Here is a 16791-nt window from a genome sequence, read left to right as displayed (position 1 = left end):
GCCGTGGGCATAAAGGCGCTGGGCTATGTCAGGATCGAAACCGCGAAGGCTGAGGCCTGGGATCATTTCATGACGCAGGTGGTCGGCGTGATGCGCGCCGTTTCCCCGTGTGATGGCGTGGCGGCCTATCGTATCGACGAACGCCCGTTCCGCTTCTGGGTGGAGCGGGGCGACAATGACCGGCTGGTCGCCGCCGCCTATGAAGTGGGCGATGCAGGCGAACTGGCCGCGCTGCGCGAAACGATTGCCGGGCTTGGCCGCGAAATCGTGGAGGGCGATGCCGATGGTGCCAGGGCGCGCGGCGTGGCGGAATTCTTTGCTACCAGCGATCCTTCAGGCAATGGTCTGGAGTTCTTCTGGGGCGATGCACGCGACGATGTGGCGTTCGTTTCCCCTGCTGGCGTGAGTGGTTTCGTGACCGGCGACATGGGTATGGGCCATGCCGTGCTGGCCACACCCAACTTTGATGAAGCGCACGCCTTCTACAAGGCCGTCGGCTTTGGCGACACCGATATTCCGCGCTTCCGCTTTTCGGATGATCCGGGTGATCCGGGCATGGGCTTTGCCTTCATGCACGCTGCCAACGGACGCCATCATTCGGTGGCGATTGCCGAAATGCCGGTGCCGCCATCGGCCTGCATCCACCTGATGCTGGAGATGAAAACGCAAAGCGACGTGGGCAAATGCCACGACCGGATGCGCGCACACAAAGTGCCGGAAAGCGCAACCATCGGCAGGCACATCAACGACCAGACGTTTGGTTTCTACATGCAGACGCCATCGGGTTTCGACATCGAAATCGGGGCCGATCCGCTGGTGATCGACCCGGCAAACTGGACGCCGACCGCGCATCTCGTCCCCAGCGAATGGGGCCATGTCTGGGCATGGCAGAAGGCGCTTGAAGATTCAAAGGGAGAACAGGCGTGAGCCTTGCCGGCAAGACACTGGACAAGCGGATGAGCGCGGCAGAGATCGTCGCGCAACTGTCCGACGGGATGACACTGGGCATCGGCGGATGGGGCCCGCGCCGCAAGCCGATGGCGCTGGTGCGCGAAATTCTGCGGTCCGACCTCAAAGACCTGACTGTGGTTGCCTATGGCGGGGCAGACGTGGGGATGCTGTGCGCGGCAGGCAAAGTGCGCAAGTTGGTGTTTGCCTTCGTCAGCCTTGATGCCATTCCGCTGGAGCCGTGGTTCCGCAAGGCCCGCGAAAGCGGCGCGCTGCAAGTGCTGGAACTGGACGAAGGCATGTTCCAGTGGGGCCTGAAAGCTGCGGCTTTTGGCCTGCCGTTCCTGCCCACCCGCGTTGGTCTTGGCACCGATCTTGCCGAACTGGGCGGGCTGAAGACCGTGCAGTCCCCCTATGACGATGGCGAAACGCTGGTCGCCATGCCCGCGCTGAAGCTGGACGCTGCGCTGATCCATGTGAACCGCAGCGACTGGCGCGGCAACGTGCAGGTGTTCGGGCCGGACACCTATTACGATGAATGGTTCGCCAAGGCTGCTGCCAAGACTTACATCAGTTGCGAGGAACTGGTCGACCGGATGGAAGACCACTACCCCGAAAATGCGCAGGCCAACCTGTTTGAACGGTGCTTCGTTTCGGGCGTGGTCGAAATGCCCTGTGGCGCGCATCCCAGTTCGATGCCGCCGCACTATGGCTGGGATATGAAGGCGTTCAAGGCTTACGCCGACAGCGCGCGCGATCCCGGTGACTGGGCGCAGGTGCAGGACAGCTTCGTCGGCGCTTCGGAAGCCGAATACCTTGAAATGATTGGTGGAAAGGAGGCGGTGACGGGCTTGCCCTTGCCGATTTTCTGATGAGCGACATCACTCTTGTAGACTTGTGCATTTTCGCCTGTTCCGAGGCGTTCCGTGGCAATGGTGAAATCGTGGCCACGGGCGTTGGCCCGGTGCCGCGCGTTGCCGCTGGCCTTGCCAAGCTGACCCATACGCCCGAACTGATGATGAGCGATGGCGAGGCCTATCTGGTGGAACAGCCGGTGCCGTTGGGGCCGCGCCAGTACGACGATCGCAAGCCTGCCGGCTATCTGCCGTTCTCGCGCTTTTTCGACAGCGCGGTGTGGTCTGGCCGCAGGCATGCGATGGTCACGCCGACGCAGCTTGACCGCTTTGGCCAGATCAACCTGTCCTATATGGGCGGCACTTACGACAAGCCCAAGACGCAGATGCTGGGTGTGCGCGGTTTTCCGGGCAACACGATCTACCACCCCAATTCGTTCTTCTTCCCCGCGCATTCGCCCCGCGTCTTCGTGCCGCATGTCGATATGATTTCGGGCGTCGGATACAATCCGGCCAAGCGCGTGGCGGGCGGCAACTTTGGAGGCGTGGACCTGCGCCGGATCGTGACCAACCTGTGCGTCATGGACTTTGGCGGGCCGGAAAACGCCATCCGCGTGATCTCGCTGCATCCGGGCGTGACCTTTGACGAAGTGCAGGCCGCCACCGGCTTTGAACTGCACCGCACCGAAGACCTGCCTGAAACCGCGCTGCCCACCGCCGAAGCGCTGAGCGTGATTGCCAGCCTTGATCCGCACAACGTCCGCGCCAGCGTGCTGAAGGACAACCCGCCCGCCGTTCGCGCCGCCTGAGGGAGATGACAGCATGACCGATCTCGTCGAGCCGAAAACCGTCGACATCGTTTACGAGACGGAAGAACCCGTCCGTTACGAGGTAGACGGCGCCGTGGCCTGGATCACCATGAACCGGCCGCAGTTCAACAATGCCCAGAACGGGCAGATGACCTATGCGCTCGACGATGCGTTTGGCCGTGCGGTGAAAGACGATGCGGTGCGCTGCATCGTGCTGGCGGGCGAGGGCAAGCACTTCTCTGCCGGGCACGACATCGGTACGCCGGGGCGCGATCTGCACCACGAATTCGACAAGCGGCTGATGTTCCCGCCGCACACCAACAAACCGGGTGCCGAACTGCTCTATACCCGCGAGCAGGAGCAGTATCTGGGCATGTGCCGCCGCTGGCGCGACATTTCCAAGCCGACCATCGCCATGGTGCAGGGCGCGTGCGTTGCAGGCGGGCTGATGCTGGCATGGGTGTGCGATCTGATCGTGGCATCGGAAGATGCGTTCTTTCAGGACCCGGTGAACCCATTGATGGGCATTCCGGGCGTCGAATATTTCGCCCACGCCTATGAACTGCCGCCGCGCGTGGCCAAGGAATTCCTGCTGCTGGGCGAGCGGATGCCCGCGAGCCGTGCCTATGAATTTGGCATGGTCAACAAGGTGGTGCCCCGCGCCGAGCTGCGCGATGCGACGGCGGCATGGGCCACCAAGCTGGCAGGCCAGAACCGTCTGGGCAACTGGCTGACCAAGCAGGCGATCAACCATGTCGAGGAACTGCGCGGAAAGCGCGCGGCGATGGATGCGGTCTATCACATGCACCACTTCGCCCATGCGCAGAACGATCTCGTGACCGGCAATTCCATTGCGGGCGTCAGCGGCACATCGGCTGCGGCTGCGAATAAGAAAGATGCAGGCGAAGGCTGATGGCAGATGCGCTTCACACCGTCCTGACCGAGCGGCTTGGCTGCCGTGCGCCGATCATCCAGACCGCGATGGGCTGGGTGGCGGAACCCAGTCTGGTGATCGGCAGCAGCAATGCCGGGGCCTTTGGCTTTCTGGGCGCGGCGGTGATGACGCCTGATGAATGTCGCGAGAAGATTCTGGCGGTGCGCAAGGGCACGGACAAGCCCTTTGGCGTGAACTTCCATTCGTTTCAGCCGGGTGCAGACCAGATCGTCGACCTGATCCTTGCCAATGCCGAACAGGTGCGCGCCGTCAGCTTCGGGCGCGGGCCGAATGCGAAGATGATCGGACGGTTCAAGGACGCAGGTATCCTGTGCATCCCCACCGTGGGCGCGGTGAAGCACGCGCAGAAGATGGTGGAACTGGGCGTCGACATGGTCAGCGTGCAGGGCGGCGAAGGGGGCGGGCACACCGGATCGGTGCCGACAACCGTGCTGCTGCCGCAAGTGCTGGACGCGGTGAACGTGCCGGTGATCGCCAGCGGCGGCTTTGCCGATGGGCGCGGGCTGGCGGCGGCACTCGCTTATGGCGCGGTCGGGATTGCCATGGGCACGCGCTTTTTGCTGACGCGTGAAAGCCCGATGCCTGACACGGCCAAGGCCGCATACCTGAAGGCCACGACTGACCGGATTATCGTGACGACCAAGCTGGATGGCATTCCGCAGCGAATGATCCGCACCCGGCTGATGGATCGGATCGAAAAGTCCGGCTCGCTGGCCATGTGGCTGCGCGCGTTCGAAGCGGGCGCGGCGATGAAGCGTCAGACCGGTGCATCATGGCTGCATTTCATCAAGGCCGCGCGCGGTATGACCGGGCACGGCGATGTGCCGCTTCGCCAAGCGATGATGGCCGCGACCATGCCGATGCTGATCCAGAAAGCGGTGGTCGACGGCGATATCGAGAACGGCGTCATGGCCACCGGTATCGTCGGTGGGCGCATCGCTGAAATTCCGACCTGCGGCGAACTGGTTGACCGCATCATGGCCGAGGCACGCGCCCGGCTTGCCGCGCTTTGCGCTGGCTGATCGAGAAGGATACGAACCCCATGCCCATCACACTCACCGTCAAGGACCGCATCGCACAGATCGTGTTCGACGTGCCGCCGGTGAATGCGTTCGACAGCGAAACGTGGATGTCGCTGCCCGCGATCATCAAGGAAGCCGCTGTCAATCCCGAAGCCAACGTGATCCTGATCCGCGCAGCGGAGGAATCACGCGGCTTTTGCGGCGGGGTCGATATCAAGGAAATGCAGGCACACCCTGAACGTATAACCGTGCTCAATCGCGGCAATTTCCTGACGTTCAAGGCCATTCACGAGGCGGAGATTCCGGTGGTGGTCGCGGTGCACAAGTTCGTCATCGGCGGCGGCATCGGCATCTGCGGCGGATCGGACGTCATCATCGCCGCGGACGATGCGTTCTTTTCGCTGCCCGAAGTGGATCGCGGGGCAATGGGCGGCGCCAGCCACATGTCGCGCATGTTGCCGCTGCATAAAGTGCGCGCGGCGTTCTTCACCGGCGGCAACATCCCGGCGCAGGAAGCCTACCGGCTGGGCGCGGTGGAAAAGGTCGTGCCGCGCGCCGATCTGGTGACCGAAGCGCACGCATTCTGTTCGGTCATCGCGTCCAAGAGCCGCAAGGCGCTGGTCATCGCCAAGGAGGCGCTGAACGGGCTTGAAGCGCGCGACGTGGACCGCGGCTATCGCTGGGAGCAGGGCTTCACGCTGGAAATGTATATGCACGAAGACAGCCAGAAATCGCGCGATGCCTTCGTTGAAACCGGCAAGGCGGCGAAGTTCTGATGGACCTGACCTACACTCCCGAACAGCAGGCCTTCCGCGCCGAAGTGCGTAGCTGGCTGGCCGCGCATGTTCCCGCGCAACCGCTGGAACACTATGACGCCACGCGCGAAGGTTTTGAGGCGCATCGCCAGTGGGAAGCCACGCTGAAAAGCGGCGACTGGGGCATGGTGACATGGCCCAAGGAATATGGCGGGCGCGGGTTGGATCTTATCCAGTGGCTGATCTTCGAGGAGGAATATTACCGTTCTGGCGCACCGGGGCGCGTCAACCAGAACGGCATTTTCCTGCTTGGCCCGACGCTGATGGAATTTGGCACGCACGAACAGAAGCAGCGCTTTCTACCCCCGATGGCGAGCGGTGAAGAGATTTGGGCGCAGGCGTGGTCCGAACCGCAGGCTGGCAGCGATCTTGCGGGCGTTCGTGCCACTGCGGTTCGCGATGGCGACGAATATGTGCTGAATGGGCACAAGATCTGGTCAAGCCGCGCGGCGTTTGCCGACTGGGCATTTGGCCTGTTCCGTGAACCGGGCAGCGAGCGGCACAAGGGGATGAGCCTGATCTTCTTCCGGCTCGATCAGGAGGGGGTAACGCGCAACCCGATCCGCAAGATCAACGGCCACGTCGGCTTTGCCGAAATCTTCCTCGATAACGTGCGCGTGCCTGCCTTCAATCGGTTGGGCGACGAAGGGCAGGGCTGGCACATCTGCATGGCCACTGCTGGGTTCGAACGCGGGCTGATGCTGCGCAGCCCGGCCCGCTTTCAGGTTGCCGCCGCCGCGCTGGCCGCGCTGTGGCAGGCGCGCAAGGATCAGTGTGATTCCACTATCGAGGCCGATGTCATCCGCGCGCACATCAACGCCGATGCCTATGCTCTGTCGATCTACCAGACCGCATCGCGCCTGATGGCGGGGGCGAAGATCGGGCCGGAGGCTTCGACCAACAAGATCTTCTGGTCAGAGATGGACATCCACCTGCACGAGACTGCGCTGGCGATCCTTGGCGCGGAGGCAGAGTTGATCCCGCCAACAGGCGAGCACGAGTGGCTCGACGACTACATCTTCTCGCTCGCCGGGCCGATCTATGCCGGGTCGAACGAGATTCAGCGCAACATCATTGCCGAGCGTATGCTTGGCTTGCCGCGCTGAAGGAGGACGGACATGGACTTCACGCTCTCCGACGAACAGCAGATGTTTGCCGAAACCGCCCGCACCTTGCTGGGCGATACCTGCACGCCCGATCACTGGCGCAAAATGATGGAACAGGGCGTGGCGTTTGATGCTGCGCGCTGGCGCCAGATTGTCGAGAACGGCTTTACCCTGCTGCTGCTGCCCGAAGCGGCGGACGGCATGGGCCTTACCGAACTGGACTTTGCCCTGATCGCGCGCGAAGCGGGCTATGTCGCGCTGCCCGAACCGCTGGCGGAAAGCGCAGGTGTGGGTGCGCCGATGCTGGCCGCGATTGCGCCCGATCACACGGCACTGGCCGATCCGGCTGCGATCATTGCGGTGGCCCCGGCAATCAATCCGGTGGTCGCCAATGCCGACATTGCCGCCGCGATCCTGATCGAGAAAGACGGCCGCGCCTTTGTCACCACGCCTGACAAGGTGCGGCTGACTCCGGTGCAAACCATCGACCCCTTCCGCCGCTTGTTCCGCATCGAATGGGATGAAAGCCAGGCTGAAGACCTTGGCCCTGCCGACTGGTCGCTTGCGTTGGATCGCGCCAGTTTGTTCGCAGCCGCGCAAGGGCTTGGCCTTGCCCAGCGTTCGGTCGATCTGGCGGTTGCCTATGCGCAAGAACGCACCCAGTTCGGCAAGCCGATTGGGTCGTATCAGGCGGTCAAGCACCACCTTGCCAGCGCACAGGTGGCCATCGAATTTGCCCGGCCCGTGGTGCTGGCGGCGGCGGCAGAGATTGCCAGTGGCGATGTGCAATCGCGCGCTCGCGTGTCCGAAGCCAAGATCGTAGCACTGGAAGCCGCCGAAAAGGCCGCGCGCGCATCCATCCAGGTGCACGGCGCGATGGGCTATTCGTGGGAAGTGGACGTCCACCTGTTCCTGAAGCGCGCTCTGGCGCTGAAGCAGGCGTGGGGCACCCCGGCCTTCCACCGCAATCGCATCGCCACCCGTGTCTTCACCCAGCCCGTCGGGGCCGACCAGACTTTTGCCCGCCAAAGTGGCCAAGATGAGAACGAACATGCCTGAAGCCTATATCGTCGATGCTGTCCGGTCGCCTGTCGGGCGCAAGAAGGGCAGCCTTGCGCATCTTCACCCGGCAGATCTTGCCGCGCACCCGATCCGCGAACTGATGGCCCGGCACGACTTCGATTCCGCACTGGTGGAAGACGTGGTCTGGGGTTGCACCGAAACCATCGGCGGTCAGGCGGGCGACATTGGCCGCACCGCATGGCTGGCGGCGGGGTTGGCCGAAGACGTGCCCGGTGTGACCATCGACCGGCAGTGCGGATCGGCCCAGCAGGCCGTCCACTTCGCCGCGCAAGGCGTGATGAGCGGGACGCAGGACATTGTCGTGGCTGGCGGCAGTCAGGCCATGAACCGTATCCCGATCATGGCTGCGATGACGGCGGGCGCGGCCTACGGCTTTGAAAGCCCGTTCACCGGCGCGAAGGGTTGGGACGCGCGCTATGGCGGTGAAGAAGTGAACCAGATCCGTTCGGCGGAAATGATTGCCGAAAAGTGGCAGATCAGCCGCGAGGAGATGGACGCCTTCGCATTCGAAAGCCATCGCCGCGCGCAGCACGCCACCGAACAGGGCTGGTTCAAAAACGAAATCGTTGCATTGGAAGGGCTGGACCGTGATGAGACGATCCGCCCCGGCACCACGCTGGAAGGCCTCGCCAGCTTGAACCCCGTGCGCGAAGGCGGGCGGATTACGGCGGGCAACGCCAGCCAGAACAGTGATTGTGCCGCCGCGCTGCTGATCGTCAGCGAACGCGCGCTGAAGGACCATAATCTGAAGCCCCGCGCGCGCATTCACCACATGTCGGTCCGCGCCGACAACCCAGTGTGGATGCTGACCGGGCCGATCCCGGCCACGCGCTATGCCATGCAGAAATCGGGCATGAAGCTGTCCGACATCGACCTGTTCGAATGCAACGAGGCGTTCGCCTCCGTGCCGATGGCGTGGATGAAGGAACTGGGCATCCCGCATGAAAAGGTGAACGTGGCCGGCGGTGCGATTGCGCTGGGCCATCCCATCGGATCGACCGGGGCCAAGCTGATGACCACGCTGCTCAACGCGCTGGAACGCACCAGTGGGCGCTATGGCTTGCAAACCATGTGCGAAGGCGGCGGGCAGGCCAACGTCACCATCATCGAGCGGCTTTGACGCCATGGGTGCCGCCACCGCCATAACCAACCTGCTCTATCGCTACGCCGAACTGATGGACGCGGGCGAGCTTGAACAGGTGGCCGCGCTGTTTTCGCACGCGCGGGTCATGCTGGGCGGCGGGCACGTTGTCGAAGGCGCAGCGCCGATGCTGGCGCAGTGGCAGGCGTTCGTGCGGATTTACCCTTGCGGCACACCGCGCACGCGCCACGTCATTACCAACCCCATCGTCGAGGTAGACGAGGAAGCGGGCACAGCAACCTGCCGCTCGGTCTATACCGTGTTCCAGCAGACGCCCGACCTGCCGCTGCAAGCCATAGCGTCGGGCCGCTATCACGACAGTTTCGCGCGCGTTGACGGGGCATGGCGCTTTGCCACGCGCGATTATTCGATGCTCGATTTTACCGGCGACCTTTCGCAGCACCTGCTGCTGGCCGTCGGCTGACACTTTTTCATGGAGGCTCCCTTGGGCATTTGCGAAAATCGCACCGTCATCATTACCGGCGCCGCTGGCGGGCTTGGCCGCGCCTATGCGCTGGCGTTCGGTGCGGAAGGCGCGAACGTGGTGGTGAACGATATCGGCACGTCGCTGGGCGGTGATGGACGCGATACCAGTGCGGCTGACGCTGTTGTGGCAGAGATCGTCGCGGCAGGCGGCAAGGCTATCGCCAATTACGAGGATATCACCGATTGGGATGCGGCAGGGCGCATCGTAGAGGCCGCTCTGGCCGCGTTCGGTGACCTGCATGTCGTGGTCAACAACGCCGGCATCGTGCGTGACCGCATGTTCGTTTCGGCCACGGTCGAAGAGTGGGATGCCACCATGCACGTCCACTTGCGCGGCCACTTCTGCATCGCGCGCCACGCGGTCAATTACTGGCGGGCCAAGCAGAAGGACGGGCGAGATCCTGATGCGCGCATCATCAACACGTCATCAGGTGCGGGGCTGCAAGGCTCCATCGCGCAGGCCGCCTATTCCACCGCCAAGGGCGGCATCGCATCGCTGACGCTGGTGCAGGCGGCCGAACTGGGACGCTATGGCATTAACGCCAACGCGCTGGCGCCATCGGCCCGCACGCGGATGACCGAAGGGGCCTTTGCCGACAAGATGAAGGCGGTGGACGATGGGTTCGATGTGATGGACCCGGCCAACGTGGCCCCAGCCGTGGTCTGGCTGGGCAGCAGCGCCAGCGCCCACGTTTCAGGATGCGTGTTCGAACTGGAAGGCGGCAAAATCATGCTGGAAGACGGGTGGCGTGAAGGGCCGTTCGTCGATCAGCAGGCCCGCTGGGAACCGGGCGCTGTGGGCGCGGCAGTGGACCGCCTGCTGGCCGAACGGGTGCCGCCGCGCAAGGTCTGGGGCACCGCCTGACAACCAACTGCCTGAACCGGGACAAACGATATGGAATTTGCATTCACCGAAGAACAGGCGATGATCGCGGAAACCGCCCGCGCCTTTTTTGCCGAAAACGCCACCAGCGAACGCACGAGGGCGGCAATGGCTGCCGATGGCATCGACCGCGATCTGTGGGCTGCCTTCTGCACCGAACTCGGCCTTGCCGGAATAGGCGTGCCTGAAGAGATGGGCGGCGTCGGCCTTGGCATGGTGGAATTCGCACTGATTGCCGAAGCGGCGGGCGCCCAGGTTGCTGCGCTGCCCCTGCTGGGCAATGCCCGCGCGGCGCACGCGCTGGTGGCGGGCGGAACCGATGCCCAGCGCGCCCGCTGGTTGCCTGCGCTGGTGGCCGGGGAAAGCATCGCGACAAGTGCATGGTCCAATGACGCGGCGGCAGGCGACGGCACGCTGACCGGCACGTTCCGCTTTGCGCCGCACGGTGGCAGCGCTGATCTATTGGTGCTGACGACCGCGGATAAATGCTGGCTGGTTGAGGCTAATGCGCCGGGCGTGACGGTGACTGCGCATGTCACGATGGACCAGACCCGCCCGCTTGCCACGATCACGCTGAACAACGCGCCTGCCGAACCGTTCGCCGATCATGCCGCCGCGCTTCATGCGCTGCAGGTTACGGGCTGGCTATGCCTTGCGGCCGAGGCGCTGGGCGGGGCGCAGGCCGCGCTTGACCTGACAGTAGCCTATTCCAAGGAGCGCGTGCAGTTCGGGCGGCAGATCGGATCGTTTCAGGCCTACAAGCACCGTCTGGCCGACATGATGATCGAGATCGAACAGGCGCGTTCGGCGGTTTACTGGGCTGCCTGCGCAGTGGACGAAGGCAGCGACGAAGCCGGGCTGGCGCTTCATTCGGCCAAGGCGTTCTGTGCCGATACCTTCCATATGTGCGCGGGCAACATGATCCAGCTTCACGGCGGCATCGGCTTTACGTGGGAGCATGACGCCCACCTGTTCTTCAAGCGGGCGCGGTCGATCGGATCGATGCTGGGCGACAGCCAGTGGCACCGCGAACAGATTGCCGGGATGGTGCTGGGAGTGGCCGCATGAAACTGGGCTTTTCGGCTCAGGACGAGGCGTTCCGCGCCGAATGCGCCGGCTGGCTGCAGGCGCAGATGACCGGTCCCTTTGCCGATATCCGGGGCATTCCCAACCTGTGCGATGCCATCCCCCGGCGCAAGGAATGGGAACAGCAGCTTGCTGCCCACAAATGGTCGTGCATCGGTTGGCCCGTGCAGTGGGGCGGGCGTGACGCCACGCTGGCGCAGCAGGTGATCTTTGCCGAAGAATACGCCCGCGCAGGCGCGCCCAACCGCATCAACCACATCGGTGTGGAACTGGCCGGGCCGACTATCCTTGCCTTCGGCACCGAGGAGCAAAAGGCCCGCTATCTACCCGGCATCGCTGCGGGCACTCAGATCTGGTGTCAGGGCTATTCCGAACCCAATGCCGGGTCCGACCTTGCCAATGTGAAGACCAAGGCACGGCTTGAAGACGGGCAGTGGCCAAATGGACAATGGATCGTCAACGGCCAGAAGGTCTGGACCAGCCTGGCCCATTATTCCGACATGATCTTCGTCGTGGCGCGCAGCGAAGAAGGGTCGGTGGGGCCAAAGGGCCTGTCGTTCCTGCTGATGGACATGGACCAGCCGGGCATCGAGGTGCGCCCGATCCGCCAGATGAACGGCGAGGCAGAGTTCAACGAAACCTTCCTGACCGACGCACGCTGCGCTGCCGACGCGATGCTGGGCGCGCGGGGCGATGGCTGGAAAGTGGCGATGGCGCTGCTGGCGTTCGAACGCGGCGTTTCCACGTTGGGCCAGCAGATGCAGTTTCGCAACGAACTGGACGCGGTGATCGCAGCGGCGAAGGCCAGCGGCAAAGGCGGGGATCCGGTGATCCGCCAACGCATTGCCGCAGCGGAAATCGGACTGCGGCTGATGCGTTATGGCGCGCTGCGGATGCTCTCCAACACCGATCTTTCAGCCATTGATGGCGCAGCGCTGACCTACAAGATCCAGTGGGCCACCTGGCGGCGCGACCTTGGCGAACTGGCGATGGACGTGCTGGGGCAAGCAGGCGAACTGGCCGACGCCAGCGAATACGCATGGGGCGCGCTGCCCAACATGTATCTCTTCAGCCGATCCGACACGATTTACGGCGGCACCAACCAGATCCAGCGCAACCTGATCGCCGAACGCGGTCTAGGGCTACCGCGCGAACCACGAGGCCAAGCATGACTGTTCCCGTCCCTGCCTACCCCACGCCATTGGGAATGCTGAAAGGCAAGACCGTGGTGGTTACCGCTGCCGCTGGCACCGGCATCGGTTTTGCCGTGGCCAAGCGTGCGGCCGAAGAAGGCGCGCGCGTGCTTATCAGCGATTTTCACGAGCGTCGTCTGGGCGAAGCGGCAGACCGCATCGCCGCCGAAGTCGGTTGCGAACGCCCCGCCACGTTCGTCTGCGATGTGACCAGCGAAGAGGCGGTGCAGGGGTTGCGTGATGCTGCACTGGCGGCGCTGGGCAAGGTCGATGTCCTCATAAACAACGCTGGCCTTGGTGGCGAGGTGGATGTCGTGGACATGACCGACGATCAATGGAACCGCGTGATCGACGTCACGCTGACCAGCCTGTTTCGTATGACCCGCGCGTTCCTGCCCGCGATGTATGCGCAAAAGTCTGGCGTTATGGTCAACAACGCCTCCGTGCTCGGCTGGCGCGCACAAAAGGGGCAGGCCCACTATGCCGCTGCCAAGGCGGGCGTCATGGCCTTTACCCGCTGCGCTGCGCTGGAAGCGGCGGACCATGGCGTGCGCATCAACGCGGTTGCACCCAGCCTTGCCATGCACCCGTTTCTGGCCAAAGTGACGACCGAGAAACGCCTTGCCGAACTGGTCAAGACCGAAGCCTATGGCCGCCCCGCCGAAGTGTGGGAAGTGGCCAACGTCATGCTGTTTCTGGCCAGCGACCTGTCATCCTACATGACCGGCGAGATTGTGCCGGTATCGAGCCAGAGGGCCTGAGCGTGCCGGTTGTGTTCGAAAAGCCCGCCGACCTGATCGGCAAGGAGGGCACGAAGCTGGCGCCGACCGAGTGGCTGGCCATAGAGCAGGACCGCGTTGACGGCTTTGCGCAAGTGACCGGCGATCATCAGTGGATTCACGTCGATGTGGAACGCGCGAAAGCCGGGCCATTCGGCGGCACCATCGCGCACGGCTATCTGACGATGAGCCTCGTCAACTATTTCCTGCCGCAACTGATCGAAGTGCGCGGGTTCGCCCATGCGGTGAATGTGGGCGCAGATCGGCTGCGGTTCCTTTCACCCGTAAAAGTCGGCGCCCGCATTCGCGGCGCTGGCGATATCGTCTCGGTAGAAGAGGTAAAGGGCGCGATCCAGTCTGTCGTGCGCGTAACTATCGAGATCGAGGGACAGGACAGACCCGCTTGCGTGCTCGATACCATCAGCCGCTATTTTCCGGAGTGAATGCCATGCCCGATCCAAAAGCAATGGAAGCCGCCGTTCACGAATATGTCGCCGCGTTCGATGCAAATGCGCCCGAACGGGTGATCGCGCTTTTTGCCGAAAGTGCCAGCGTTGAAGACCCGGTGGGCAGCCCGCCGCATGTCGGCCACGATGCAATCCGCGCATTCTACACCGCATCGATGCAGACCGGCGCAAAGCTGAAGCTGGATGGGCCGGTGCGGATTGCAGGCGATTACGCCGCCTTCGCCTTCAACGTCCACCTGCACTGGGACGGAACCGACAAGCGCGTCGATGTGATCGACACGTTCCGGTTCGACGATGCGGGTAAGGTTATCGAAATGCGGGCCTATTTCGGCCCGACCAACATGCACGGATTTGCCTGAAATTTCAGGCCACGAGAGGATTTGACATGCGCGAAGCCGCCATCGTTTCCACCGCCCGCACTGGCGTCGGCAAAGCCTATCGCGGCGCCTTCAACGATACCGAAGCCCCGGTGCTTTCGGCCCATGTGGTCAATGCTGCGCTGGACCGTGCGGGCATCGATCCGGCGCGGGTGGATGACGTCTATCTTGGTGTCGGCAACCACTGGAACACGCAAAGCTACAACCTTGGCCGCCTGACGGTGCATGGATCGAAGCTGCCCGATACCACGGCGGGTTTCACGCTGGACCGCAAGTGTTCATCAGGCCTCAATGCCATCGCGCTCGCTGCGCGGGGCATCATCTGCAACGAAATCGACGTGGCCGTGGCGGGCGGCATGGAAAGCATTTCGCTGACCATCAACAAACACGCGCCGCAATTCCGCAACCGGTCGGAATTCATCAAGGCAGCAGACCCTTACGCCTATATGGCGATGATCGAGACGGCGGAGATCGTTGCCGAACGCTATGGCGTGAGCCGCGAGGCGCAGGACCGCTTTGCCGCGCTTTCACAAGAACGCGCCTCTGCCGCGCAGGCCGCAGGCAAGTTCGATGACGAGATCGTGCCAATCACGGTGACGAAGGCGCTGTTCGACAAGGAAGGCAACGAAACCGGCAAGGAGGAAGTGACTCTTGCCAAGGATGAAGGCGTGCGCGCTGGCACCACCTATGAAGCGCTGGCAGGGTTGAAGCCGGTGTTCAAAAACGGGCAGGTGATAGCCGAAGGCAAGCATGTGACTGCTGGCAATGCATCGCAGCTTTCCGATGGCGCATCGGCGCAAGTGCTGATGGATCTTGATACCGCGCGCGCCGAAGGCCGACCGGTGCTGGGCATCTATCGCGGGTTTCAGGTGGCGGGTTGCGGTGCGGATGAAATGGGCATCGGTCCGGTCTTCGCCATTCCCAAGCTGCTCGACCGGGCAGGGCTGAAGATCGACGATATCGGCCTGTTCGAAATCAACGAAGCCTTCGCCAGTCAGGCCGTCTATTGCCAGCAGAAGCTTGAGATCGACCCTGACAAGCTGAACGTCAACGGCGGCGGTATCGCCATCGGCCATCCCTTCGGGATGACAGGATCGCGGCTTGTCGGCCACGCACTGATCGAAGGCAAGCGGCGTGGTGTGAAATACGTGGTCGTTTCGATGTGCGTGGCGGGCGGCATGGGCGCTGCCGGCCTGTTCGAAGTCGCCTGAGCGGATAGAGAGGCTCCACCAGCATGACCGATGCGATGGGCGACTGGCCCCGCACGATTCCCGGCGCGGCCAAGGCTGCGGCGGAGCAATGGCCCGATGTGCCGGGATTGATCGTCGGGGATCGGACCTGGACCTTTGCCGAACTGTGGGCCGATGCCCGCAGTTCTGCGTCGGCCATGCTGGCCAGCGGCGTCGGCCACGGGGATCGAATTGCGATCTGGGCACCCAACACGCGTGAATGGATTCTCGCCGCGCTGGGTGCGCAGACGGTCGGTGCCACCATCGTGCCCATGAACACCCGCTTCAAGGGGCACGAGGCAGCAGACATCCTGCGCCGGGCGCGGGCGAAGTTGTTGTTTGCCCCGGCAGACTTTCTCAATCAGGACTATGCCACGCTGATTGCGGGCGAAGACCTGCCCGACCTTGCCGAAACGATCCATCTCGACCGCGATTTCGAGGCTTTCGTCGCGCGCGGAAAGGGGCCGGACGATCCCGCAGTGGATGCCGTTTTCGCGCAGGTCAGCCCGGACGATATCTGCGATATCATCTTCACATCCGGCACTACCGGGCGGCCCAAGGGCGCACTGACCGCGCATTGTCAGGCCACGCAGATCTTTGGCGACTGGGCGGTGCGCGTCGATCTGCGGCCCGGTGACCGCTACCTGATCGTCAATCCGTTCTTCCATACCTTCGGCTACAAGGCTGGCTGGTCTGCCTGCCTCGTGCGGGGTGCTACCATCGTGCCAATGGCGACGTTCGATGTGGGCGCGATGGTGCGCCAGATCGAAGAAAACCGCATCACCTTCATCCCCGGTCCGCCAACTATCTATCAATCGCTGTTGCAGGAACTGGCGGGCGACAAACCGCGCGACTTTTCCTCGTTGCGCGTTGCCGTGACCGGTGCAGCGCCCGTGCCACCGGTTCTGGTAGAGCGGATGCGGGCGGAACTTGGCATGTCGAACATCGTCAACGGATACGGCATGACCGAATGTGGCTGCATCGCCATGACCCGGCAGGGCGATAGTGCCGAAACCATTGCCAACACCTGCGGCTACCCGCTGCCCGGCACACAAGTGCGTTGCGTGGGCGAGGACGGGCAAGACATGCCGACAGGTGAGGCGGGCGAACTCTGGGTGCGTGGCCAAGGCGTGATGCGCGGCTACCTTGATGATCCTGCGGCCACGGCTGAGGCGATAGACGCCGAAGGCTGGCTGCACACCGGCGATATCGGCACGATCGATGCCAAAGGCTATCTCAAGATCACCGACCGCAAGAAAGACATGTTCATTTGCGGCGGCTTCAACGTCTATCCCGCTGAAATCGAAGCAATCCTTTCCAAGCATCCGGCGATTGCACAGGCTGCCGTCATCGGCATTCCCGACGAACGCATGGGCGAGCTGGGCAAGGCCTTCGTCGTACTGCGGGCAGGGTCCGAAGCGCCGAGCGAGGCAGACCTCATTGCGTGGTCGCGCGACAATATGGCCAATTACAAGGTGCCGCGCACCTTTGCGATCCTACCCGAACTGCCAAGGAACGCCGCGGGCAAAGTGCTGAAAACGGACCTGCGCTAACATAC

At 63.3% G+C, this 16791-nt stretch carries 18 protein-coding genes; all 18 read left to right on the top strand.

Annotated features, from left to right (window positions below):
• The first annotated feature begins 3 nt into the window (after positions 1 to 3).
• From OVA07_RS17840 to OVA07_RS17755, 18 genes are read left to right on the top strand one after another with little or no spacing between them, the layout of a single operon-like run.
• Positions 4 to 927: a VOC family protein gene (locus tag OVA07_RS17840; protein WP_268173284.1), complete on the top strand. Its 924-nt coding sequence runs from the start codon at positions 4 to 6 to the stop codon at positions 925 to 927.
• Complete coding sequence (locus OVA07_RS17835) at positions 924 to 1820, top strand: CoA transferase subunit A (protein ID WP_268173033.1); 897 nt, start codon at positions 924 to 926, stop codon at positions 1818 to 1820. Before OVA07_RS17840 ends, OVA07_RS17835 begins: the two co-directional genes overlap by 4 nt.
• Complete coding sequence (locus OVA07_RS17830) at positions 1820 to 2611, top strand: CoA-transferase subunit beta (protein ID WP_268173032.1); 792 nt, start codon at positions 1820 to 1822, stop codon at positions 2609 to 2611. The genes OVA07_RS17835 and OVA07_RS17830 overlap by 1 nt, the downstream gene beginning before the upstream one ends.
• A 13-nt stretch (positions 2612 to 2624) precedes the next feature.
• Entirely contained in the window at positions 2625 to 3524 is a 900-nt protein-coding gene (locus OVA07_RS17825; protein ID WP_268173031.1) for an enoyl-CoA hydratase, read from the top strand.
• Positions 3524 to 4588 (top strand): NAD(P)H-dependent flavin oxidoreductase, encoded by a 1065-nt coding sequence (locus tag OVA07_RS17820; protein WP_268173030.1) that lies wholly within the window; start codon positions 3524 to 3526, stop codon positions 4586 to 4588. Before OVA07_RS17825 ends, OVA07_RS17820 begins: the two co-directional genes overlap by 1 nt.
• 20 nt (positions 4589 to 4608) lie before the next feature.
• Entirely contained in the window at positions 4609 to 5364 is a 756-nt protein-coding gene (locus OVA07_RS17815; protein ID WP_268173029.1) for an enoyl-CoA hydratase family protein, read from the top strand.
• A complete protein-coding gene (locus OVA07_RS17810) occupies positions 5364 to 6509 on the top strand; it encodes an acyl-CoA dehydrogenase (RefSeq protein WP_268173028.1) in 1146 nt (381 codons plus the stop codon). Before OVA07_RS17815 ends, OVA07_RS17810 begins: the two co-directional genes overlap by 1 nt.
• A 12-nt stretch (positions 6510 to 6521) precedes the next feature.
• Complete coding sequence (locus OVA07_RS17805; protein WP_268173027.1) at positions 6522 to 7568, top strand: acyl-CoA dehydrogenase family protein; 1047 nt, start codon at positions 6522 to 6524, stop codon at positions 7566 to 7568.
• Complete coding sequence (locus OVA07_RS17800; protein WP_268173026.1) at positions 7561 to 8712, top strand: acetyl-CoA C-acetyltransferase; 1152 nt, start codon at positions 7561 to 7563, stop codon at positions 8710 to 8712. The genes OVA07_RS17805 and OVA07_RS17800 overlap by 8 nt, the downstream gene beginning before the upstream one ends.
• 4 nt (positions 8713 to 8716) lie before the next feature.
• Positions 8717 to 9157 carry a nuclear transport factor 2 family protein gene (locus OVA07_RS17795; protein ID WP_268173025.1) on the top strand — a complete coding sequence of 147 codons (441 nt, stop codon included), beginning with the start codon at positions 8717 to 8719 and terminating at the stop codon, positions 9155 to 9157.
• Between the two features lie 21 nt (positions 9158 to 9178).
• Complete coding sequence (locus tag OVA07_RS17790) at positions 9179 to 10084, top strand: SDR family oxidoreductase (RefSeq protein ID WP_268173024.1); 906 nt, start codon at positions 9179 to 9181, stop codon at positions 10082 to 10084.
• A gap of 30 nt (positions 10085 to 10114) precedes the next feature.
• Positions 10115 to 11170 (top strand): acyl-CoA dehydrogenase family protein, encoded by a 1056-nt coding sequence (locus OVA07_RS17785; RefSeq protein WP_268173023.1) that lies wholly within the window; start codon positions 10115 to 10117, stop codon positions 11168 to 11170.
• Positions 11167 to 12360, top strand: a complete 1194-nt coding sequence (locus tag OVA07_RS17780) for an acyl-CoA dehydrogenase family protein (protein WP_268173022.1) — start codon at positions 11167 to 11169, stop codon at positions 12358 to 12360. The genes OVA07_RS17785 and OVA07_RS17780 overlap by 4 nt, the downstream gene beginning before the upstream one ends.
• Positions 12357 to 13142 (top strand): SDR family oxidoreductase, encoded by a 786-nt coding sequence (locus OVA07_RS17775; RefSeq protein WP_268173021.1) that lies wholly within the window; start codon positions 12357 to 12359, stop codon positions 13140 to 13142. Before OVA07_RS17780 ends, OVA07_RS17775 begins: the two co-directional genes overlap by 4 nt.
• 2 nt (positions 13143 to 13144) lie before the next feature.
• Positions 13145 to 13603, top strand: a complete 459-nt coding sequence (locus OVA07_RS17770) for a MaoC family dehydratase (protein ID WP_268173020.1) — start codon at positions 13145 to 13147, stop codon at positions 13601 to 13603.
• A 5-nt stretch (positions 13604 to 13608) separates the two neighbouring features.
• On the top strand, positions 13609 to 13986 hold the full coding sequence (locus tag OVA07_RS17765) for a steroid Delta-isomerase (RefSeq protein WP_268173019.1): 378 nt from the start codon (positions 13609 to 13611) through the stop codon (positions 13984 to 13986).
• Positions 13987 to 14012: 26 nt separating this feature from the next.
• The gene (locus OVA07_RS17760) at positions 14013 to 15215 is read left to right on the top strand and encodes an acetyl-CoA C-acyltransferase (RefSeq protein ID WP_268173018.1); all 1203 of its coding nucleotides are present in this window, start codon (positions 14013 to 14015) and stop codon (positions 15213 to 15215) included.
• A gap of 23 nt (positions 15216 to 15238) precedes the next feature.
• Positions 15239 to 16786, top strand: coding sequence for a FadD3 family acyl-CoA ligase (locus OVA07_RS17755; RefSeq protein WP_326493137.1), 1548 nt, complete (start codon positions 15239 to 15241; stop codon positions 16784 to 16786).
• Positions 16787 to 16791 lie beyond the last annotated feature (5 nt).

Source organism: Novosphingobium sp. SL115, assembly GCF_026672515.1.
GTDB lineage: Bacteria > Pseudomonadota > Alphaproteobacteria > Sphingomonadales > Sphingomonadaceae > Novosphingobium.
Note: the sequence above shows the minus strand (reverse complement) of the source record. Positions and strands in the feature narration are given on the sequence as shown.